17 protein-coding genes are annotated in these 22,204 nt (G+C 64.5%); 8 read left to right on the top strand and 9 right to left on the bottom strand.

Annotated elements, in window-relative coordinates:
- The first annotated feature begins 1 nt into the window (after position 1).
- The 7 genes from GEU84_RS10695 to GEU84_RS10665 all read left to right on the top strand — a co-directional run bounded on the left by GEU84_RS10695 (position 2) and on the right by GEU84_RS10665 (position 8,019).
- Entirely contained in the window at positions 2 to 847 is an 846-nt protein-coding gene (locus GEU84_RS10695) for a carbohydrate ABC transporter permease (protein WP_152826254.1), read from the top strand.
- A complete protein-coding gene (locus GEU84_RS10690; RefSeq protein WP_152826252.1) occupies positions 844 to 2,913 on the top strand; it encodes an alpha-galactosidase in 2,070 nt (689 codons plus the stop codon). Before GEU84_RS10695 ends, GEU84_RS10690 begins: the two co-directional genes overlap by 4 nt.
- An 82-nt stretch (positions 2,914 to 2,995) precedes the next feature.
- Positions 2,996 to 3,766: an SDR family NAD(P)-dependent oxidoreductase gene (locus tag GEU84_RS10685; protein ID WP_152826250.1), complete on the top strand. Its 771-nt coding sequence runs from the start codon at positions 2,996 to 2,998 to the stop codon at positions 3,764 to 3,766.
- Positions 3,763 to 4,671 (top strand): 2-dehydro-3-deoxygalactonokinase, encoded by a 909-nt coding sequence (locus tag GEU84_RS10680; RefSeq protein ID WP_152826248.1) that lies wholly within the window; start codon positions 3,763 to 3,765, stop codon positions 4,669 to 4,671. The genes GEU84_RS10685 and GEU84_RS10680 overlap by 4 nt, the downstream gene beginning before the upstream one ends.
- Positions 4,668 to 5,270 (top strand): 2-dehydro-3-deoxy-6-phosphogalactonate aldolase, encoded by a 603-nt coding sequence (locus GEU84_RS10675; protein ID WP_152826246.1) that lies wholly within the window; start codon positions 4,668 to 4,670, stop codon positions 5,268 to 5,270. The genes GEU84_RS10680 and GEU84_RS10675 overlap by 4 nt, the downstream gene beginning before the upstream one ends.
- Complete coding sequence (locus GEU84_RS10670) at positions 5,252 to 6,118, top strand: SMP-30/gluconolactonase/LRE family protein (protein WP_241427644.1); 867 nt, start codon at positions 5,252 to 5,254, stop codon at positions 6,116 to 6,118. The genes GEU84_RS10675 and GEU84_RS10670 overlap by 19 nt, the downstream gene beginning before the upstream one ends.
- A gap of 2 nt (positions 6,119 to 6,120) precedes the next feature.
- The gene (locus tag GEU84_RS10665; RefSeq protein ID WP_152826463.1) at positions 6,121 to 8,019 is read left to right on the top strand and encodes a beta-galactosidase; all 1,899 of its coding nucleotides are present in this window, start codon (positions 6,121 to 6,123) and stop codon (positions 8,017 to 8,019) included.
- A gap of 31 nt (positions 8,020 to 8,050) precedes the next feature.
- On the opposite strand, the gene GEU84_RS10660 is transcribed toward GEU84_RS10665, so the two are convergent.
- The 9 genes from GEU84_RS10660 to GEU84_RS10620 are packed head-to-tail and all read right to left on the bottom strand — an operon-like array spanning position 8,051 to position 20,876.
- Entirely contained in the window at positions 8,051 to 9,079 is a 1,029-nt protein-coding gene (locus GEU84_RS10660; RefSeq protein WP_152826244.1) for an alginate lyase family protein, read from the bottom strand.
- Positions 9,076 to 11,817: a tetratricopeptide repeat protein gene (locus GEU84_RS10655; RefSeq protein WP_174539770.1), complete on the bottom strand. Its 2,742-nt coding sequence runs from the start codon at positions 11,815 to 11,817 to the stop codon at positions 9,076 to 9,078. Before GEU84_RS10655 ends, GEU84_RS10660 begins: the two co-directional genes overlap by 4 nt.
- A 26-nt stretch (positions 11,818 to 11,843) precedes the next feature.
- Complete coding sequence (locus GEU84_RS10650) at positions 11,844 to 13,154, bottom strand: alginate O-acetyltransferase AlgX-related protein (protein WP_152826240.1); 1,311 nt, start codon at positions 13,152 to 13,154, stop codon at positions 11,844 to 11,846.
- Complete coding sequence (locus GEU84_RS10645; RefSeq protein WP_174539769.1) at positions 13,151 to 13,954, bottom strand: hypothetical protein; 804 nt, start codon at positions 13,952 to 13,954, stop codon at positions 13,151 to 13,153. The genes GEU84_RS10650 and GEU84_RS10645 overlap by 4 nt, the downstream gene beginning before the upstream one ends.
- Complete coding sequence (locus GEU84_RS10640; protein WP_174539768.1) at positions 13,929 to 15,413, bottom strand: right-handed parallel beta-helix repeat-containing protein; 1,485 nt, start codon at positions 15,411 to 15,413, stop codon at positions 13,929 to 13,931. The genes GEU84_RS10645 and GEU84_RS10640 overlap by 26 nt, the downstream gene beginning before the upstream one ends.
- A gap of 34 nt (positions 15,414 to 15,447) precedes the next feature.
- Positions 15,448 to 16,878 (bottom strand): mannose-1-phosphate guanylyltransferase, encoded by a 1,431-nt coding sequence (locus GEU84_RS10635; protein ID WP_152826234.1) that lies wholly within the window; start codon positions 16,876 to 16,878, stop codon positions 15,448 to 15,450.
- Positions 16,875 to 18,041, bottom strand: a complete 1,167-nt coding sequence (locus GEU84_RS10630; protein ID WP_152826232.1) for a hypothetical protein — start codon at positions 18,039 to 18,041, stop codon at positions 16,875 to 16,877. Before GEU84_RS10630 ends, GEU84_RS10635 begins: the two co-directional genes overlap by 4 nt.
- Before the next feature lie 30 nt (positions 18,042 to 18,071).
- The gene (locus GEU84_RS10625; RefSeq protein WP_152826230.1) at positions 18,072 to 19,550 is read right to left on the bottom strand and encodes a glycosyltransferase; all 1,479 of its coding nucleotides are present in this window, start codon (positions 19,548 to 19,550) and stop codon (positions 18,072 to 18,074) included.
- Positions 19,551 to 19,556: 6 nt separating this feature from the next.
- Positions 19,557 to 20,876 carry a nucleotide sugar dehydrogenase gene (locus GEU84_RS10620; RefSeq protein ID WP_152826228.1) on the bottom strand — a complete coding sequence of 440 codons (1,320 nt, stop codon included), beginning with the start codon at positions 20,874 to 20,876 and terminating at the stop codon, positions 19,557 to 19,559.
- Between the two features lie 378 nt (positions 20,877 to 21,254).
- Here GEU84_RS10620 and GEU84_RS10615 point away from each other — a divergent pair, with 378 nt between their 5' ends.
- Positions 21,255 to 22,178 carry a heparin lyase I family protein gene (locus GEU84_RS10615; RefSeq protein ID WP_174539767.1) on the top strand — a complete coding sequence of 308 codons (924 nt, stop codon included), beginning with the start codon at positions 21,255 to 21,257 and terminating at the stop codon, positions 22,176 to 22,178.
- Positions 22,179 to 22,204 lie beyond the last annotated feature (26 nt).

The raw sequence follows: 22,204 nt of genomic DNA, 5'->3' as shown, positions 1-22,204 counted from the left end.
GATGTTTCCCAGACCGATTGAACAGACCTCGCCCGCCCGCCAGATGCTTTACAAGGCCGCGCTGCCGGTGGCGCTGGTGTTGTGGCTGCTGCCCTTGCTGGGGGTCGCCGTGACATCTTTCCGCCCGGCATCCGATCTGGCGCAGGGCAACTATTTCGGTATGCCCAGTTACTTTGCCATCGAGAATTATGCCGATGTGTTCCGCAACACCGACATGGCGCAATACATCCTCAATTCCTTCCGCCTGACGATCCCTGTTGTGATCGGGGCGGTGGCGCTTTCGACGATGACCGGCTTTGCGCTGGGCATCTACAAGTTCCGGTCCAACCTGCTGGTGTTCTTCCTGTTTGTCGCGGGCAATTTCGTGCCGTTCCAGATCCTCATGGTGCCGGTGCGCGACCTGACCTACAACATGGGCCTGATCAACACGACGACCGGGCTGGCGCTGTTTCATATTGCGTTCCAGACCGGGTTCTGCACGCTGTTCATGCGCAATTTCATCAAGGCGCTGCCGTTTGAGCTGATCGAGGCCGCGCGGGTGGAAGGCGTGACCGAGTTGCGCATCTTCTGGTATATCGTGCTGCCCTTGATGCGGCCTGCCATCGCGGCGCTGTCGGTGCTGATCTTCACCTTCATCTGGAACGATTATTTCTGGGCCACGGTTCTGACCACCAGCCGCGAGGCGCAGCCTGTCACGGCAGGGCTGAATTCGCTGAACGGGCAATGGGTGGCGGCCTGGCATCTGGTATCGGCCGGTTCCATCATCGCGGCCATGCCGCCGGTGATCATGTTCTTCCTCATGCAGCGGCATTTCATTGCCGGGCTTACTCTGGGAGCGGTGAAATGAAGTGCTGGCGGCTGGACAGTGGCGCGCAAACACTGGTGCTGGCGTGTTTTGGAGCCTTGCCCGAAGTGGTCTATTGGGGTGCGCTGCTGCCTGCGGACGAAGACCTTTCATCCTTGGTGGCGGCCACCCGGAATGACCTGACCGGCGGCATGATCGACGCGCTGCCAGCCGTGTCGCTGACGCCGGAATCGGGGCGGGCGTTTCAGGGCCAGCCGGGGCTTGTGCTGGCGGCGGCAGATGGCACGCCGCTGCACCCGGCCCTTGTTTTCGACCATGCGGAAACCGGGCCGGGCCACCTGCGGCTGGTCAGCCGCCATGGTGGCCTGACGCTGATCCACACGGCTGACGCCACGCCCGGCGGCCTGATCGCATTGCAGACCAAGCTGCAATCGGATGCGCCGGTGCGCCTGCACTGGCTGGCGGCCCCGGTGCTGCCCGCCCCGCAGCGCGCGACCGAGATGATTGATGTCTCGGGCCGCTGGACGCGCGAATTCCATCTGAACCGCGTGGCCTGGACCGCAGGCATCCGCTTGCGCGAGGCGCGCACCGGCCGGTCTGGCCATGAACACCCGCCCTATCTGATCCTGCCCGAAACCGGCTGCACCAATACCGCCGGCACCGCCTTTGCGCTGCATTACGGCTGGTCGGGCGGGCACCGCATGGTGGCCGAAGAACTGCCCGATGGCCGGCGCCTTGTGCAGTTTGGCCATGCTTCGGGGGCCGAAACTGAACCCGGCACGCATTTCGATACCGCCCCGCTTTACGCCGCCTTCAGTGCCAGCGGCCTGAACGGCATTGCCACCGCATTCCAGCGCCATATCCGGGATGAGGTGGTGCAATGGCCCGACGCCGCCCGCCCGCGCCCGGTGCATTACAACTGCTGGGAGGCGGTGTATTTCAACCACAACCTGCCTGACCTTGCCGCGATTGCCGACCGTGCCGCCGCCATCGGGGCCGAGCGTTTCGTGCTGGATGACGGCTGGTTCGGGCGGCGGGACGATGACACCACGTCTTTGGGCGACTGGACGGTGGATCGCAACAAATGGCCCGACGGCCTGCACCCGCTGATCGCCCATGTGCATGGTCTGGGCATGACCTTCGGCATCTGGTTCGAGCCGGAAATGGTGAACCCCGATTCAGACCTGTTCCGCGCCCATCCCGACTGGATGCTGGGGCCGCAGGATCAGGTGACAGGCCGCAACCAGCTGGTGCTGGATCTGGGCCGGGCAGAGGTGCGCGATTACCTGTTTGATGCGGTGTCGGCGATCCTGACCGAATATGCCATCGACTATATCAAATGGGATCACAACCGCCTGCTGCCCGTGGTCGATGCCGCGCAGACCACCGGGGCCTATGCGCTGTTCGACCGGCTGCGCGAAGCCCATCCGGGGGTAGAGATTGAAAGCTGCGCCTCGGGTGGCGGGCGCATCGACGCGGGCATTCTGGCGCGCACCCACCGGGTCTGGCTGTCGGATTGCATTGATGCCGAGGAACGCCTGCGCATGCAGCATGACGCGGCGCTGTTCCTGCCCGCATCCGTCACCGGCAGCCATGTGGGCGCGCGCAAAAGCCACACCACCGGGCGTATCCTGCCAATGGCGTTCCGTGCCTATGTGGCGGCGCAGCGGCATATGGGGTTCGAGATGGACCTGCGCGAGCTGACCGATGCAGAAACCGCAACATTGCAAGAGGTTACGGCCTGGTGGAAGGCCAACCGGCATTGGACGATGCAGGCAGACATTCTGCGGCTGGACCAGGCCGACCCGGCGGTGACGGCGGAAATGCAACTGGCGCAGGATGGCGCGCGGTTCATCCTGACGGCGGGCGTGGCCGAAATGTCGGTGCAGAGCCTGCCTCGCCCGATCCGCCTGACCGGGCTTGACCCGGATGTGCGCTACCGCGTCACGCTGAAAAACCCGCAGGACGCGCCGCCGCAAAGCCGGGGGCCGAATGCGCTGAAATCCGGGCCGCTGGAATTGTCGGGCCGGTATCTGATGGCGCAGGGTCTGCTGCTGCCGGTCGCCTGGCCCGCGACCCTTTGGGTGGTGGAGGGCGAGCGGCTGTAACAATTCCGGTTGCCGCCCGCTGTGCAACCCCTATCCTGCCCCCCGGTTTCCACCCCGCCGACCCCAGCCAAAAGGCCCTGCCATGACCGACCTGCCGATCTTTCCCGACCTGAAAGGTGCCTCTGTCTTCATCACCGGCGGCGGTTCCGGCATCGGCGCGGCGCTGACCGAGGCGTTTTTGCGGCAGGGTGCCAAGGTGGCCTTCGTGCAGCGGTCGGATGCCTCGGCCTTCTGCGACGACATGCAGGCCGAAACAGGCCAGCGCCCGCTGTTCGTCCCCTGCGACATCACCGATGTTGCCGCCCTGCGGGCCGCCGTTGCCACGGCATCGGCGGCGCATGGCCCGGTGACGGTGCTGGTGAACAATGCCGCCAATGACAAGCGCCTTGCCACGCTGGACGTGACCGAAGAGTTCTGGGATTGGTCGATGGCCATCAACCTCAAGGCCTATTTCTTTGCCGCGCAGGCGGTGATTCCGGGCATGCAGGCGGCAGGCGGCGGCAGCATCATCAACTTTTCCTCGATCAGCTACATGATGGGGAACGGCGGCTTTCCCGCCTACACCACCGCCAATTCCGGCATCAACGGCCTGACCCGCAGCCTTGCGCGCGATTTCGGGCCTGACCGCATCCGCGTGAACGCGCTGGCCCCGGGCTGGGTGCTGACACAAAAACAAAAGGATCTGTGGGTGACACCCGAAGCCTTGCAGGCGCATGTTGACCGGCAATGCCTGAAAGACACCCTCGCGCCCGCAGATATCGCCGGGGGCGTGCTGTTCCTTGCGTCAAGCGCATCACGGATGATGACCGGGCAGGCGCTGGTGATCGACGGCGGCGTGGTGGTGACAGGATGACCGGCATCATGGCCGACTGGATCGCGGTGGACTGGGGCACCACCCATCTGCGTGCCTATGCCATGGGTGCGAATGGCGTGCTGGCCGAGGCGTCATCGGCTGACGGCATGGGCAGCCTGACCCGCGACGGGTATGAGGCGGCCCTGCTGCGGCTGGCTGGCCCGTGGCTGGGCGCGGGCACGACGCCGGTGGTGGCCTGCGGCATGGTGGGCAGCCGTCAGGGCTGGATGGAGGCCCCCTATCGCACGACGCCCTGCACCCCGCTTGATGCCGCCTCGCTGGTCGCCGTGCCCACCGCCGATGCGCGTCTGGCCGTGCGGCTGGTGCCGGGGCTGAAACAGGCAGCGCCCGCCGATGTGATGCGCGGCGAGGAAACGCAGATTGCCGGTGCGCTGGCCTTGCTGCCCGGTTTTGACGGCATCCTGTGCTTGCCCGGAACCCATTCGAAATGGGTGCAGGTGTCGGCGGGAGAGGTGGTCAGCTTCCAGACCTACATGACCGGCGAGATGTTTGCCCTGCTGTCGCAACAATCGGTGCTGCGGCACGGCATGGCGACGAAAGACTGGGACGAGGCGGCCTTTGCCACCGCCCTGTCCGATGCCATTGCACGCCCCGAAAAGATTGCCGCCCGCCTGTTTGCCCTGCGGGCCGAGGGGTTGATTGCCGGGTTGACGCCTGCCGCCGCACGGTCGCGCCTGTCGGGCCTGTTGATCGGCATCGAGCTTGCCGCAGCGCGGCCCTATTGGCTGGGCCAGCAGGTCGCCTTGATCGGGGCCGATGCCCTGTGTGCCGCCTATGCCGGGGCGCTGCATGCGCAGGGCGTGCCTGCCCGCATCCTGCCCGCCGCCGCCTGCACCATCGCGGGCCTTGCCGCTGCCCGCCCCGCCATGGAGCCTACCCGATGACCCGACCCATGATTGCCATCCTGCGTGGCCTGACGCCAGCCGATGCCCTGCCCGTGGCCGAGGCGCTGATCGACGCGGGCATCACCACGCTGGAGGTGCCGCTGAACTCGCCCGATCCGTTCACCAGCATCGCCGCGATGGTGAAGGCCTTTGGCGACCGTGCCCAGATCGGTGCGGGCACGGTGCTGACGGTGGATCAGGTGGCAGAACTGGCCGCTGCCGGGGGGCGGCTGGTCGTGTCGCCCAACTGCAACCCCGAAGTGATCCGCGCGACCAAGGCCGCAGGCATGCAAAGCTGGCCGGGGGTGATGACCCCGACCGAATGCTTTGCGGCCCTTGCCGCCGGGGCGGACGGGCTGAAGATCTTTCCCGCCTCGTTGATTGGCCCTGACGGTCTGAAGGCCATCCGCGCGGTGCTGCCCGCAGGCTGCAAGGTCTATGCCGTGGGTGGGGCAGGGGCGTCGAACTTTGCCCAATGGGTCAAGGCCGGGGCGGATGGGTTTGGCATTGGCACGGCGCTTTACACGCCCGGCCTGACCGCGACTGAGGTTTCGGCCCGCGCCCGTGCGCTGGTCGCTGCATGGGACGCATCGCTATGATCTTTGATACCCGCCCCTGCCAACTGGGCGAAGGCCCACTGTGGCACCCGCTGCGTGGCCAGCTTTACTGGTTCGACATCACCGGCAACCGCCTGCTGACGCAAAGCGCCGAAGGCCCCGAGGAATGGCGCTTTGCCGAGCATGTGTCGGCGGCGGGCTGGATCGACCGCGACCATCTGTTGATCGCGTCGGAAAGCATGCTGTTCCGCTTCAACCTGATCACCGGCATGCGCCATGACCTGTGCCGGCTGGAGTCTGACAACTCTGCCACCCGGTCGAACGATGGCCGGGCCGACCCGCAGGGCGGATTCTGGATCGGCACGATGGGCAAGAACGCCGAACCCGGGGCGGGCGCGATCTACCGCTATTTCAAGGGTGAGTTGCGGCGGCTTTACCCCGCCCTCTCCATCCCCAATGCCATTTGCTTTACCCCTGACGGCCGGACCGCGCAATTTGCCGACAGTGCCACAGGGCAGGTGATGCGCGTGGCGTTGGATGCGGATGGCTGGCCTGTGGGCGAACCGTCGGTGTTTCTCGACTTTGCCGGGCGCGGGTTCGACCCTGACGGCGCGGTGATTGACAGCGAGGATGTCTTGTGGCTGGCGCTGTGGGGGGCCGGGTCGGTGGCGGCCTATGGGCCTGACGGGGCCGCGCTGCATGCGGTGAGCTTCGACGCCCCGCATACCACCTGCCCGGCCTTTGGCGGGCCGGACATGACAACGCTTTATTGCACCACCGCCTTGCAAGGCATGGATGACGCGGCGAAATCCGCGCATCCTGATGCGGGCAAAACCTTCACGGCCACCGGCGTCGCGCGTGGGCAGGCCGAACACCGGGTGATCCTGTGACACTGAAACGCACGCTGGGCGTCTGCTATTACCCCGAACACTGGCCCGAGCCGCAATGGGCGACCGATGCCACGCGCATGGCCGATCTGGGCCTGACATGGGTGCGGATCGGTGAGTTCGCCTGGCAGCGGATGGAGCCTGAACCGGGCCGGATGGATTGGGGCTGGCTGGACCGGGCGATTGAAACCCTTGGGGCGGCGGGGTTGAAAGTGGTCCTGGGCACCCCCACCGCCACGCCGCCGCGCTGGATGGTGACGAAACACCCCGACATGCTGGCAATGGATGCGCAGGGCCGCCCGCGCGGTTTCGGCTCGCGCCGGCACTATTGCTTCAGCCACCGGCCCTACCGCGCCGAATGTGCGCGGATCGTGGGGCTGATGGCCGAACGCTATGGACCCAACCCGCATGTGGCGGCCTGGCAGACCGACAATGAATATGGCTGCCATGACACCACGCTGTCGTATTCCGACGCGGCGCTGGGTGCCTTCCGTGACTGGCTGGCGCAGAAATACCAGTCGCCCGATGCGCTGAACCGGGCCTGGGGCAACGTGTTCTGGTCGATGGACTACGCAGGGTTTGACGAGATCGGCCTGCCCAACCTGACCGTGACCGAGGCGAACCCTGCCCATGTGATGGATTTCCGGCGGTTCGCGTCAGATGAGGTGGCCGGTTTCAACCGCCTGCAAACCGACATCATCCGCCGCCACACCGATGCGCCCATTGCGCATAACTACATGGGCCGGATCACCGAGTTTGACCATTTCGCCACCGGGGCCGATCTGGATATCGCGTCTTGGGACAGTTACCCCTTGGGCTTTCTGTCCGACCGGCTGGAGGTGACGCCGGAACACAAGCGCCATTTCGCGCGGCAGGGCGACCCGGATTTTCAGGCCTTTCACCATGACATCTACCGCGCTGTGGGAAGGGGCCGCTGGTGGATCATGGAACAGCAGCCCGGCCCGGTGAACTGGGCCCCCTACAACCCTGATCCGCTGCCCGGCATGGCCCGGCTTTGGGCGTGGGAGGCCTTTGCCCATGGGGCCGAGGCGGTGTGTTATTTCCGCTGGCGGCAGGCCCCATTCGCGCAGGAACAGATGCATGCGGGGCTGCTGCGGTCAGACTCGGTCGCCGCCCCGGCCCATGATCAGGCCGGGCAGGTGGCGCGCGAACTGGCGGCAATGCCCGATGTGGAGCCCACAGCCGCGCCGGTGGCGCTGGTGTTCGACTATGCCTCTGCCTGGGCCTGGCAGACCCAGCCGCAGGGCCGCGATTTCGACTACTTCCGGCTGGTGTTCCACTTCTACCGGGGCCTGCGCGCGCTGGGCCTGTCGGTGGACATATTGCCGCCTGATACCGCTGATCTTTCGGCCTACAGGCTGGTGCTGGCCCCCGGTGTGGCCACACTGTCACCCGCGCTGCTGGGGGCCCTGACTGGCTACACCGGCACGGCGCTGATCGGGCCGCGCAGCAATGCCAAGACCGCCGATTTTGCCACGCCCGTGCCCTTGCCGCCCAACTTGCCGGGTCTGGCATGCACCGTGGCCCGCGTGGAAAGCCTGCCGCCCGATCTGCCCGTGCCGCTGGCGCAGGGTGGCAACTTCCTGCACTGGCGCGAGAAGTGTGAAGCGGCAGAGGTGGCCGAGGCAACCACCGATGGCTGGCCTGCGCTGGTTGGCCAAGGCGCGCTGCGCTATCTGGCGGGCTGGCCGGATGAGGAGGCACTGGCGCGCATCCTGCGCGGCCTGTGTGCGGAACGGGGCATCGCCACGCTTGACCTGCCGCAGGGCCTGCGCTGCCGCGACAGTGGCGCGCGCCGGTTCTGGTTCAACTACAACCCCGATCCCGTGACCCATGCCGGTGTCACGATCCCCGCCGCCGGTGTGCATTGGCAGGAACTTTAGCGCATCCGGGCCTGCCGCCGCGCGGGCCCGGTCAGCGCAGGGCCTGCCACAGCAGCGTCTGGTTGCCGCCCAGCTTGGAGAAATTCAGCGGGCGGTAGGTTTCGGCCAGCTGGTTCAATGCGCTTGCGCCTTCCGGTTCCAGCAGCAGATAGGCTTCCAGCCAGGCCAGGTGAAAGCCCTCAAGCTCATCCGTGCCGTCAAAGAAGCTTTGCGTCTTGCCGGTGATCTGCGCGGTGATGCGGCCCTCGGCCAGATCCTCCACCGCAAAGCCCACGATCCGGGCCAGCGCATTGCTGCAACTGCCTTGCAGGGCGATGCCCTGCCGGTCCAGCAGCAGCACCGAAACCGCCATCGGCGCAATGGAATGCAGCTGATATTTCAGCGCATATTTGCCACGGCTCATTTCCTGCGGCAGGCTGCCATCGGCCTCGGCCTTGCACAGGATATAGCTGACAGACCAAGCCGCCCAGCCGCGCATCACCGCGTCATCGGTCAAGGCCGCCGTGGTGCTGGCCGCCAATGCCGCCCAGGCGCGCAGGTTGCCCTGCCGGGCACCGTCCGGGGCCTCTTCCTCCCAGAACACCAGCTGCGCCTGCATCAGGCGTTGCAGCCAGCCGGTGATCTCGGCCTTTTCAGCCTCCATCCGGCTGTGATCCTGCACTTGCAGCAGCACCAGACCAAAGCCCGCAATGCGCGCGCCGATGGTCAGGTTGGAAGTCGGCGATTGCAGGTCGCCCATCGCATCGGCGCGGGCCCAGGCCGCCATCTGGCCCACCAGACAATCGGCAACGGCGGCCTTGTCGGTGCCCTCGTCCAGCACGGTGTTCGCGGTTTCGGTCAAGTCGCGCAGAAAATCGTCGATCGGGCGCAGGGCATCGTCCGCCTCGGCATCTGCCGTTGTGTCGAGTTCCGACCGGCTGGCGTCACCTTCGGCATAGCGGCTGCCGTAGGCCAGGCTCATCACCGGCTCGGGTGCGGCCGCGCAGGTGAAACTGTCCTGCGCCGATGCGGCGACTGGGGTGGCCAGAAGGGCGGCCATGGCCAGGGCGTGCAGTCTCATTGGGTCTTCTCCAGACGCAGCAGACGCGCCAGTTCCGTGGCTTCGGGGTTGCCCGCACGTTCGGCCTGTTCGGCCCAGGTCAGGGCCGCGCGCCGGTCCTGCGGCACGCCCATGCCAAAGGCCAGCATCTGCGCCAATTCTGACATGGCGGTGACATTGCCACCCTCTGCCGCTTCTTTCAGCCAGCGGACCGAATTTTGCAGATCGCCCAGCGTGGTCGCCGTGGCGCGCAGCATCAGCGCGAAATCCAGCTTTGCCGACATGTCGCCGCGGGTTGCCGCACGCTCAAAGACATTGCGGATGTCGATCTTGCGCCCGATCAGGTCGCGCAGCTCACCTTCTGCCTGACGGTAGCGGGCCAGCGCCCAGGCTTCGTCATCTGCGGTGCCTTGCCCCAGCAGCGCCAGCAGATGCCCTGCCGCCGCCTCGGGATCATAGGTCGCCAGATCGGGGTCGGCGGTCAATGCATAAAGGCTGCGTTGGGCCGATGCGTCGCCCTCTGCCAGTTCGCGGGCAAAGACGCCGCGCTCGCTGGTGGCGGCGCCGGTGTCGAACAGCTGCATCTGGCCGTTTGTCAGCGCCAGTTTGGCCAACGTATGCCCGCCCTCCATCACCAGCCCGATGCGCCGCCAATGGTAGGTCAGGTCGGGTGACAGGATGATGGCATAGGCATCGCCCAACTCATCTGCATCCTTGGTGGAGCAGTTCATCAAGGATACCGCGCGGTCGATGTAGTCATCGGTGCGGTCATTGGCGATGTAGGGAATGGCGAACATCAGGGCCAGAAAATCACCACGCTCTTCGATGATGGTTGCCAGTTCCTCATAGGTGGCCTGTTCACTTTGCTGTCCGGCCAGCAGCCGCGCCTTCAGGCGGATCGCGGCGCCTTCTCCGCGGTTCGCAGCCTTGGTCAGCAGGCCAACGATTTCCTGCGCAACACCCGCATCGCGGGAATTGTCCTCGGTCAGCGCCACCGCCAGGTCAAGCGCCGAGGTCACACCGTTGTTCAGATAGATGCGGCGGAACAGTTCCACCGCCAGATCGCGTTCGGCAGGGTTCGAGGCCAGCGCGAATTCCAGTTCGGCAAAAAATTCCAGCGACTGATCCGAGATATTCGTGCGCGCGGCCCACAGCCGCTGTGCCGCCGCCGTGGCATTCGGGTCAAGCTGCACCCGTTCCAGATATTTCGAAAGCGAGGCCGGGCGTCCATCCAGCGCCTGCGTCTGCAATTGTGCCAGAATTTCGGGTTTCTTGAACGGGTCAAGCGAGATCAGATCGCCCGGTGACACATCCACCGTGTCATCCTCGGTCGCGCGGTAGTTGCGGGCCCAGAGGTCGGCCTCGCCCAGCCGTGGCGCATCATTGGCCTGACAGCGATACAGCGTGTCGAGATCGTTCATCGCCGTCATCAGCCCAAACCGCGAGACGGTTTCGGTCAGCAGGTTCACCGCGCGGTTCAGCTGCGCCGGATCATCGCGGTAGCGCACCAGCATCTTGCCCAGCATCTGCATGCCCGGCCCGTCGCCACGGCGCACCGCCTCTTCCAGCAGGTCCATCGCTTCGGCCTCGCCTGCCCAGCGGCCCTTGCGCACCAGCACCTCGCTGGCCAGCGTGGTGAACACCCAGCCGGGGGCGGTATCGAACTGGGTCAGCTCGCGCAGATAGTCCAGAAACGGGCTTTCGTCATCGGCCTCATCCCCGTCCAGATTGACCGACAGCTGGAAATAGCGCGACAACGAGGGGCGGTTGCGCCCGGTATCGGCGCTGTAGTTGAACCCGAGTATGGTGTTCAACGTTGCCTCGTCGATGTCGCCCGCATATTTGATCCGCTCGATCTGGCCATCTTCCAGCGTGATGCCGCGCTGCACCGCAAGGCGCAGATACTTCATCATCTCGGCATTGTCCTTGCGCGCGGCATCGGCATCAAGGTGAAACTCGACGATCCGCCAGGCCCCCTGCGCACCGCCCAGATCGGCGGCGAATTTATACCAGGCATAGGCGACATCGGGGTTGAAGGACACCACATCGCCATTCAGATATTCGCGCGCGATGCGCTCGGCATGGCCGCAGACCTGCGCGTTCATCTGGCCCAGCATGCCGCCAAAGGCCAGCGTCACCGTCAGATCCAGCGGCGCATCCCAGCCTTCCACCGGGTTGCCCTGCAACTCCATCCGCGCCAGACTCATCAGCGCGTCGGAATTGCCGCCATAGGCCGCGTCACGGATCAGGCCACGTGCATAGTCCAGATCCTGCGCCACGCCGATGCCGTTCAGATAATATTGCGCCAGTTCCATCTTTTGCGCATTGGCCAGCGCGGTGCCGGCCTGCCGCAGCTGCGCGATCAGCCCCTCGGCCTGCAATTCCTCCAGCCGCCCGGCATCGATATAGAGGGCGATCTTGGCCAGCAGCACCTCGGTCGGTCCAAACTCCGGGTCCAGCGTGCTGCGCCAGTCGATCAGCGTCAGGATGAAATCGAACCAGCGACCGGCATCCTCGGCTGACAGGTTGCGGATGTCGCGTTCCAGATAGCGCAGGCGCTGCGTATCGGTCAGATCATCCTCGCCACCTTCGACCGTCAGGTCATCGGGGGCCGGGGTGCCCGCGTCGGTGCACAGATCCTGCGGCTCTACCACAGGTGGCATGAAGGCCAGATCAAGCGTGCGGGCCCCGGCGGGCATGGCGCCCAGCACGGCAGACAGCACAAGCGCGGGCATCAGGAACAGGGCATGCCGTTTCATCATTCGTCCTTCGGTCAAGCGGGCGGTCAGTCAAAACAGGCGGTGACGCGGGCGGAACCGGCAAAGGGCACATCCAGCACGATATCCACCGCCTGCGCGCCTTCCGGCCACAGACCCGACATCGGCATGTAGAACCGCCCGGTTTTCACCTGATCGGGGTGGCGGTAGACACTCTTGGCGCGCATCAGGCCGGATGCGGCGCGAAACTCGAACCGGGCGGAAGTGGCCTGCGTGCCGTCGGATTCGACCAGCAGCGTATAGTTCTGGCTGCGGTCCAGCGGAGTCAGATCGGCCGTCACCACATCGGCACGGCTGCCCGCCAGCGTGGGCAGGGGCAGGCGGCAGTTCGGCCCCGCCGCTGCGATCAGCTCACGCAGGGGCTGGTCGCCGAACTGGGCCAGATTGTTTTCCACCGGGTTGATCCAGACCAGAAAGGCGGGCCGCGCCTCTTGAAACTCGCGCGAGGTGAGGTAGGAGGATATGGCCGCAAAACTGCCGCCGCCATTGACCGAATATTGCAGCACCTCCAGCCCCGTCGCCTGCGCCAGGAACCCGGGCAGGTTCACCGCCGCCTCGCCGGTATGCTCGGTGCCGACAATCGCCACGCGTGCCGTCACGGCCCGCCCGCCGAAAATGGTGCTTTCATTGCTGGCCGATGCCGCCTGCAGCCGGTCGGTGGCGTAATTTTCGGTTTCCACCGGTGGAAGGGCGATCATGCAATGGCGCTGCAAGGCGCTGCGCATGTCGGATGGCAGCGTGACCATGCCCGAGGGCCGGGTTTCAAACCGCCCGCGCGGCAGTCCGGCAAAGCCCGGGGCTTGTGAAATCGTTTCGCCGATGGCCTGCGCCATGCGCTGCGCGCCCGCCGAGGTCAGCCGGTAGTCGGCCTGAAAGATTGACGGCGCATCCTTGCCCCCCGCCCGCAGCGCGCGGCGCACGTCGGCGGTCAGCACTGATTTTTCGCGCAGACGGTCCTGTATGTCGATGTAGAGCGTGGTGGCCATGCTCACGTCAAAGCCGTAGTCGCGCGCCCGCTGCGGCAGCATGTCGGGCAGGGCCAGGCTTTTGGTGGGCAGCGGAATGTAGACCAGCGTGGTGCCCTGATCGGACAGCGCTTGCGACAGCCGGGCCAGATCATCCACCGTTTCATCGGAAAAGCCGTGGAACATGCGCAGATCGGGGTTCACCCGGTAAAAAGTGCCGTTCGCCCCCTCGATGCTGGCCATGCTGTGCCGACCGTCCAGATCGGTGCAGCCGAAAACCGATTGCGCGGCCACAGGGGCCGCCGCGAGTGCCGCCAGCCCGAAGGCCAGCGCGAATGTTGCCCGGATCGTCATTGTGTCACTGCGGCCCCCGCCGTCTGGTCAGCCAGCAGCGCCAGCATGGTATCCGCGGTGGTCGCCACCGCCAGATGGCCCGCCGCGCGCGCCCGTTTCAGGTAATCTTGCAGTTGCGCCGTCTCGGTGGCGCTGCGGCCTTGCTTGTGCAGCAAGGGCAATGCCAGCCGCAGCGCGGCCCGGCCATCGCCGTTCTTTTCGCCCTGTTCCAGTATCTTCTGCCGTGTCGCCTCTGACATCGCGCCAAACAGCCGCCCCTCGCCATTCAGGTCGATCACCGCATCCAGCGCCAGCGCATTTCCCGCCCAGGCATGCGGATAAAGCATGGCCAGATAGGTCTTTTTCCGCTCTGCCGGTTCGGTTTCGGGGTCCAGTCGCGCCATGGCGGCCACCGCGTCGGGCAGAACCCAGACGCGGCCCGTGCTGACAGCGAGGCTGCCGTAATAGGCAATGTCGGATGCGCTTGCCGCATCGCTGGCCACCAGACGGCGGGTATAGCGCAACGCGGCCAGCCCGTCGCCCTGATCGGCCAGCGCGCGCAGGTCATCATCGCCGATGTCGAGCCCGGCCAGCATGTCCTTGCGGGCCTGCCGCAAGGCCGCTGTCGGCAGCTTGCGCGTCTGGGTCAGGCCCGGCGTCACCTTTACGCTGATCTGGTTCTGGCCCTCGGCCGGAGGGATCGGCAGCGCCAACATCTGCGCAGCGGCAGGCAGCGCCAAGGCCAGCAGGATCGCCGCCGTCAGGGGAATGTGCAGGATCATCGCAAACCTTTCGTCATTCGCAGGCCGAAGGCGCGGCATCTGCCACCACCTTGCCGCCCGCCGTCAGCACAAAGGGCGAAGCCCCCTGCAGATCAGCCGCGATCAGCGCCGTCTGCGGCGACAGATCGCCGCTCAGAAACTGCGGGAACTGGCCCGAGAAATCATTGCCCTCCAGCCGGATATGCTCGCCAATCGCCGCCGAAAGGCCAGACCCGTTTCCGGCCAGCACATTGCCGCTGAGCAGCGTTTCCGCGCCTTTGGGCTGGGCCGACACCCAGATGCCAGCCGAATGGTTGCCGAGCACGGTGTTCTCGCGCACCTGGGCCCCCAGACTGGCGCGCACCTCGATGCCCTTCTGGCCATTGTCGATGATCAGGTTTTCAAACAGCTGCCCGCAATCGGATTTGGCCAGGCTGATGCCGCCACCCTTGCGGTGCCAGACGATATTGTGGGAAATCCGCGCGCCATTGCTGCGGTTGCGCACCACAATTCCGGCGCGGTCGCCGCTGAGCACGATGTTGCCCGCGATGGTGGCCCCGACCGAGCCTTCCTCGACCACGATGGCGTTGGCTGGCATCACGCCGGAAAACAGGTTCGACACGACCATTGCATCGCGGCTGCGCGACAGGATCAGCGCGCGGCTGCGCATGTCGCGGAAATGGTTGCCGCGCAGGGCCACGTCGCTGGCCGCACCAACGACCACGCTTTTCACATCGTCAAACGTGCTGCCCTCGACCCAGCTTTCGCGGCCCGTGCCGCGCAGCGCGCCTTGCAGGATTGAAAAACCCGCGAATTTCAGGGTGTTGCCGAATCCAAGCCCGGTGATCCGCCCGCCCTGCATCTGCACCGTGCCCCCATCGGCCGAGGTGACGAAGGGAATGAAATCGGGGCTTTTCGGGTTGGCGTCGCCTGCCGACGCGATGGTTGCGCCCTGCACGTCCAGATGGCCGAAGTTCACGATGAAGGCCCCGGCGGGGCGGCTGATTTCCAGAACCTCGCCCGGGCGCAGGTGCAGGCTTGCGCCCGACCAGATCACCAGCGGCACCTGCAGCAGCAGGGGGCCAGAAAGCGCCACGCGCTGCATGCGGTTGTCCTGCAAGACGCGGCGCAATTCGTCCAGTGTGACGCGGCCTTCGCGCAGCACCAGTGCCTCGGTGTCCGGCGCGGGTTGTGCAGCAAGGATATCGGCGTTGTCCTCGGCGCCGTAGGCCTGCGACAGCATGGTCAGCGACAGACGCATGTTCATGCGCTGCACCTCGGTCGCGGCGGCAAAGGGCGCGGGTTCGGCGCGGCGCGCCGCCGCAGCGGTGTCGGGCGTCACCACTGCGCCAAGACCCGATTCCGCGATCAATGCCGCAACGCTCAGGTCGTGCGCGGCGGGTTCTGCCAGCCGCGCCTCAAGCTGTTTCAGGCGCAGGCCCAGTTCGATGCTTTGCTGATCTGGCACGGCCAGCGCCGGGCCAGCCGCAAGGGCCAGCGCGGCAAGGGCTGCGGTCAACCAGCGCAAAGGCCGACCGGGGTGCTGCGGCTTGTCAGGCATAAAGCGCCACCGGCAGTTCGGCATAAGCCTCGTTTGTCTGCACGGCTGTCTGGCCGTGCAATGTCGTGACCAGCACCTCGGCCTCGACATCACCGGTGTTCACCAGCACCGCGGGCATGGCCCCCGGCAGATCAAGCCGTTGCCCGGCCACCAGCGTTACATTCGCCTCGATGGTCGCCACGATCAGCGAACCCTTGGCCACCAGGATTTCGCGGCGTGCGGTGGGGTCAAGCTCCAGCGTGGTGCCTGCCATCACGCGGGCCGAGGCCATTTCCACCGCATCGTTCTTGAACAGGGTGGTCATGCCGTTGAAACCGCGCACAGGGCCGGTGGCTGCTGCGGGCACATGGCGTTCCGCCTCGACCCGGTTGCCGCCCTTCAGGTATTCGGCCACTTTCTTGACGCTCTGGCAATGGCCCACGCGGGTCACAAGCAGCGCATCGGGCGTGTCGATCACGATCACATCCTTCAGCCCCACCACCGTCACCAGCCGCGAGGTGGACCGCACCATGGAATTGGTGGTTTCCACAGCGATGACGTCACCTTGCAGCACGTTGCCCTGCGTGTCGGATTTCGAGATGCCATACATCGCCGTCCAGGAACCCACGTCGCTCCAGTCCACGTCCAGCGGGGCCAGGGCGATGCGGCGGGTCTTCTCGAACACGATGCTTTCGGTGGGGCCTGCAAAGGCCTGCCCGAAATGTTCGGCGTTCAGTTCCAGCCCGTCAGGGGCCTGACGCCCCTCGGACACCGCGCGGCGCACGGCGGCCACTGTCGCGGCATCGAACTTTTCATATTCCTCGATGATGGTGCGGGCGGCAAACATGCTGATGCCCGAGGCCCAATAGGCGATGTCGCTTTCCACTAGCAGGCGTGCCTTGCGGGTCGGCGGCTTTTCGACAAAGCGGTCAACCTGGCGCAGGCCCGGATATTCGATCATCGGGCCGCCATCGGTGATATAGCCAAAGCCGGTTTCGGCATAGCGCGGCTTGATGCCGAAGGTGATGATGAATCCGGCCAGCGCCGAGCTGTGCATCGCCAGGATCGTGCTGTTCAGATCGCCCTCGATCACATGGTCGGCGGGCACCACCAGCATCACCGCATCGGGGTTTTGTGCCTGCAACACCATCGCGGCGGCCAGAACGGCAGGGCCGGTATTGCGGCCCATGGGTTCGTGGATCACCTGTGCGGTGCAGCCGATTTCGGCCAGTTGCTCGGCAATCGTGGCGCGGTGGCGGGCGGCCGACACGATGCAGGGCGCCTCATAGCCCGGCCCGCGGTGACGCTCGACCGCTGACTGGAAAAAGGTGGCCGAAGTGGCGTCGCCAACCTTCTGGAATTGTTTCGGGCTTTGTGTCCGCGACACCGGCCACAGGCGTGTGCCGTTGCCGCCGCAGATGATCAGGGGATAGATGCCGGTCATGATTTCTCCATTACGCTGGGAAACGAGCCGTCGAAAATTGATTTCGACAGACGCAGGCGTGCAGATTTACCAATATCGTCCTGACCCAGAACCCCGTCCTCTGCCACCAGGCTGACTGGCACGAAGGGTTCCCCCCGCATTGCCGCCGCATTGGTGGCCGAGGACAAAACGACGCGAACGGGAATTGTCCGTCCATCGCTCAGATCCAGGTAGGCGTTTTCACCGTTCATAGCCTTCGCAAGTCCTTCGACGCTCATCTGTGTTTGCACTCTGACATCGACACTGGACTCAAAGAATGACAAAATTGGGTCAATAGGAAGGACAGTTGCGCCTTCGAAAATTCCTTCAGTTACAGATACTTCACAATCGCAGGGCAATTGGAAGTTCAATACGTCGCCCGAGTTGGAATTGATCGAAAAAACCACTTCACCCGATTTCGCGGCGGGATTCAGATATGAAACCTGGCCGGCTGTCGTGGCTTTCATTTCATTTCCGGTGCGTTCAATAAAAACCGGGCGTGATTCGTAGCTTTGGGTCAGGCGCGAATAAAGCACGGTGCCCATGCCCGCCATCAGCGCCAATGACAAAACAGCAACACCGATGCTGCGCACCCGGAAACGGGTGGCGGTATTGTCAATATTGCTGGGTGCCTTTATCTGGGTGGGGCCGGTATAGGCCATCATGCCGCCCAGTGACACCACATCGCCTGCGATATAGCTGTTGATGATGTAGCGCAGCTGCGGCAGATGCGCGCCTGCCGGGTCCATGAACTGCAAGGTCATTTCGCCGTCTTCGCGCGACCCGGCCACAACGATTTCGGGGAACAGGTTGATGCTGAAGCCCTGAAAGTCGAACTGCATGGCCACGACCTGCTTGTAGCCTTTCCAGGCCGGGTCCAGCTTGCCCTCGATGGCGACATAGGCGGCCGTCACCGACAGCTGCACCCCGTCCAGCCGGTGTTCGCCCAGCTGCACCTTGAACGGGATCGGCAACACCGGATGTTCCGTCTCATAGACGAAATCCTGCGGAACGGCCTTGGCCTGTTCCGCAGGTGGGGCGGCAGAGGCCGCTGCGGCCTCGGGCACCGCGACGGCCGCTTGTCGTGGATCGGCGACCTGCTCGCGGCGGCGGGTCTGGCGGGGGACTGTGAATGGATCGCTCATGTTTGCTTTCTCACTTGGCCAGACACAGGGCTAGATCTTGGCGATAAACAGGACGGCGACGGCCAGCCAGGCCAGCGCAAGGCCGTGATGCACCGTCGATTCGATGTTCATCACACGCGCGACAAGGCTGAGACGTGGACCACGCGACGCGGCGCCCTGCCGCGTCCATTTCTGGCGATCCAGCCGGAACAGAACGAATGTCTTGACGATGGCCCCGGCCACCTGCCCGAAGTAAAGAATGGGCGGATGCGTCACGGGGAACCAGGAGCCGCGGAAGGCCGAGATGATCACGCAGAAGATATAGCGCGTCAGCATGACCCAGGCGATATACAGCGGAATGACTGATGCCGAATGCGTCACCGCCGCGATCAGCACCGAAATCGGTCCGACCAGCGTGGTCCACATCGACACCCGCTGGTCCATGATCGACCACCAGGTGAAACCGCCGATCAGTTTCGGGCTCAGTTTCAGCGCGCGGCCGTTGGTCCGCATCATGTTGCCGAACCAGCGCACCATCAGCACTTTGGAGCTTTCATAGAAGGTCGGGCGCGGCTGCGTTTCCATCGAGAACGACCGCACATCCGGCAGATACAGCATTTCGTAGCCGTTTTTCAGCAGCCAGAACCATGTGGATTTGTCGTCGCCGGTCAGGAATTTCACGTGGCCGTGCCGCCAGTGGTCCAGATAGTCATAGTCGATCTGGCGGATGAATTCGGGGTTGGTGGCCAGATCGGCGCGGAAGATCGACATGCGGCCGGTCAGCGTCAGCACCCGACGGGAAAGCCCCATAGAGCACATCATCACCTGACGCTGGTTGAAGCGCAGGATGAACCAGTCGCGGAACAGGTTTTTCTTGTGGATGATGACGCCTTCGTCAGTGGTCAGCGCGCCTACCTTGGGGTTGGTGAACATCGGGGCCGATTGCGCCACGATGTCAGCGGGCACGCAGGTATCGCCATCGACAAACACCACGATATCCTGCGGTGTCGGCTCGAACTTGGCGATGATCTTCAGGGTGCGGGCCAGCGCGTCGCGCTTGCCCTTTGATTTGATGCGGTCGATCACCAGTTCGACGCGCGACATGTCCTCGCGCGCCGCATGGAAGATCTCGCGGATCAGGCGCTCATCCGCCCCGTCCACCACCGAGGCGACGACGGTTGCCCCGTCGCGCGCCTTGGACGCCGCCAGAAACAATGCGCGATAGCACATGATCGTGGCTTCCGGTTCCACCATGTAGGTCGTGACCAGGAAATAGGCGTGTGACCGGGTATTGCGCGCCGTGAAGCGCGCAAATGCCTTTGCCTTGCGGCGCGGGTAGACGATCACATGAAAGATCGCCGCCCGCGTAAAGTTGATCGCCGCCCAGCTGTAGCGCCACGTCCCGAGGAACCCCAGGATGAAGATCGTGTTCGTGGCATACTGCAACTCGCCCAGATATCCCTCGGGGATCAGGGAATAGAGCAGGACAATGACCGCAAAATAGGCCCCGTGGGTGAGCGCGGTGATCATCTGATTTTACCAGCAGATGCCCTGGTATTGCCCTTCCGAAACCATGTCGCGCTTCATGCGCGTCAGGTCCAGAACCGGGCGGGTCTGGGCGGCCTTTTCCAGCGAACCCACGGTGTTCTTGTAGAAGTTGCCCACAAGAATGGCACCCGAGTCGCCGATCAGGTGATCCAGATCCTCGACCATGCGGTCTTTCAGATCGGGGATCACGTCATTGCCGCGCCCGGCGGTCGAGTTGTTGGCCGCATAGGCCTCGAACACGTAGGGGTCATAGATGCCGACCTCCACGCCCTTGGCGATCAGGCGCGCGGCCAGTTCCGCCAGCGGGCTTTCGCGCAGGTCATCCGTGCCGGGTTTGAAGCTGATGCCGACAAAGCCGACCTTGGCCGCGCCCGACGCCTCGACCATCGCTTCGGCACGCTGGATCTGGGCCTCGTTCGCCTCGATCACCGCGTTCAGCAGATGGGCATTGGTGCCGGTCGAGTTGGCAAGGTAGCGCAGCGCGCGCACGTCCTTGGGCAGGCAGGATCCGCCAAAGGCAAAGCCGGGGCGCATGAAGTATTTCGACATCGCCACTTTTTCGTCGGAACACAGGATCTCCATCACCGTCTGGCCATCAAGGCCCGAGGCTTTGGCGATGTTGCCGATCTCGTTGGCGAAGGTCACTTTCACCGCACGCCAGGTGTTCGAGGTGTATTTCACCATCTCGGCGGTGCGCAGGTCAACGACGTGGATCTTGCAGTTCAGCCCGGTGTTCAGCGCGGTCAGGAAGTCGCCGGTCTTCTTGTCCAGCGCGCCGAACACGATCAGGCCCGGATCGTAGTAGTCTTCGATCGCGGTGCTTTCGCGCAGGAACTCGGGGTAATAGCCCATGCCGAAGTCGGTGCCGGCCACTTTGCCCGAGGCTTTTTCCAGCACCGGGATGCAGGTCGCCTCGCAGCTGCCCGGCACGATTGTTGACCGGATGATGACAGAGTGGAACGACGACTTGTTCGCCAGCGCCGCGCCGATGTTGCGGCAGACGCCTTCCACATAAGTCAGCCCGACCGAGCCGTCGGGTGCCGAGGGCGTGCCCACGGCGACAAAGCTCGCGTCGCTGTTGTCGATGGCATATTGCACATCGTTCGTCGCGGTCAGTTTGCCTGCCGCAACCACTTCCGCAATCAATGCGTCCAGCCCGTTTTCCACGATGGGCGACAGGCCGTCATTGATCGACTTGATCTTGCCCGGATCGACGTCCACGGCGATGACGGTGTGTCCGTCCTTCGCCAGACATGCCGCCGAAACCACGCCAACATACCCGATACCGAACACGCTAATTCTTGCCATTTGCTGCCTCGCTTGGTTTTTTGTCCCAATTATTTTGTAATGAAAATATATGGTTGGACTGTTTCTTTAAAGTGAAATCATTGTGGCGTCAGGGCTTTCGCCCCTGTCGTGCCAATTGTGCTACAGTCGCGGGATAAAGCGCATATCTTGTGCGGACTGTTCGCAGTTCAGCAACATCTGGCAGCGAAAGACGAGACAGGATTTTTGGTGATTCGCGCCCTGGTTGCATTGCCTTTTTTCTGCCACAATGTTGCCCACCTATGGCCTTGACCCCGGGAAACCGACCCGTCAAGAACATCGCGTGCATCCGGTTTTTTGGCCCCGATCTGACATTCCGCAGCGCAGCGATTTGCCCCAGGAGATGCGATGTTCCGGTTCTTGATAGTTTCCCTTTGCGCAACACTTGGCCTTGCCGCCTGTGGCCAGCAGATTACCGTCACCCTGCCCGGGGGTGGGGCGGGCGTGGCTTCGCGTGCCGAAGCGCCGCGCGGGCATGAGCGTCTGTTCAGCCCCGCCCCCCACGCTTTCCGTTTTTCCCAGCCGGGCGAGCCTGTGCGCCGTGGTGCCGTCAGCGAGCGGTTTGAATTGCGCGACGGCGATTGCGGCGGGTCGGATTGTGGCACCGCGCGTTACCGCGCCGAGATCCGCGAACTTGACCGCAGCATCAAGGCGCGCGTGGGCCGCGACATCTGGTATGGCTGGAGCTTTTACAACGACAACATCGGGGCTGTGACGCGCGACACATCCCTTGGCACCGTCTTTGGCCAGTGGAAGCTGGAGGGCGCGCAGCCCCCCGCCTTTCGCATCGTGCATATCCCCGCGGGCAGCGGCGACTGGGCCAGTTGCGACCCGGCGATCTGCGCGCGTTCCGCAGAGCCCGCCGATGTGGTGGTGGAACTGGAGGACATGCGCGTGAGCCGGGGCTGGGGCGCGGCGCAGAATTTCGGCAATATCTGCAAGCTGTTCAGCATGGAACAGAACCGTGGCCGCTGGGTTGATCTGGTCGTCAACACGAATTTCTCTGCTGGGCCAGATGGTTATCTGCGGGTCTGGGTGAACGGCGATCTGAAGTGCAACTATGCGGGGCCACTGGTGTCACTGCAAAGCCTTGCTGACGGAGCGACGCGTCCCGGCAACCGCCGGGGTATCTTCGCCAGCTACACCGAACGCTGGGCGCAAAGCCGTGGCACCGCGCCGAAACCCACGATGATCGTGCATTATGACGAGTTTCTGGTGGGCCGGTCGCGCGAGGATGTCGATACGCGGCTGCGTGAGGCGGCGGGCCAGCGGCCCAAGGACTGACCGCACGGGCGTAAAATCACCGGCCG

Origin of the sequence: Fertoeibacter niger (assembly GCF_009380135.2) — a bacterium.
GTDB classification, from domain to species: Bacteria; Pseudomonadota; Alphaproteobacteria; order Rhodobacterales; family Rhodobacteraceae; genus Fertoeibacter; species Fertoeibacter niger.
Note: the sequence above shows the minus strand (reverse complement) of the source record. Positions and strands in the feature narration are given on the sequence as shown.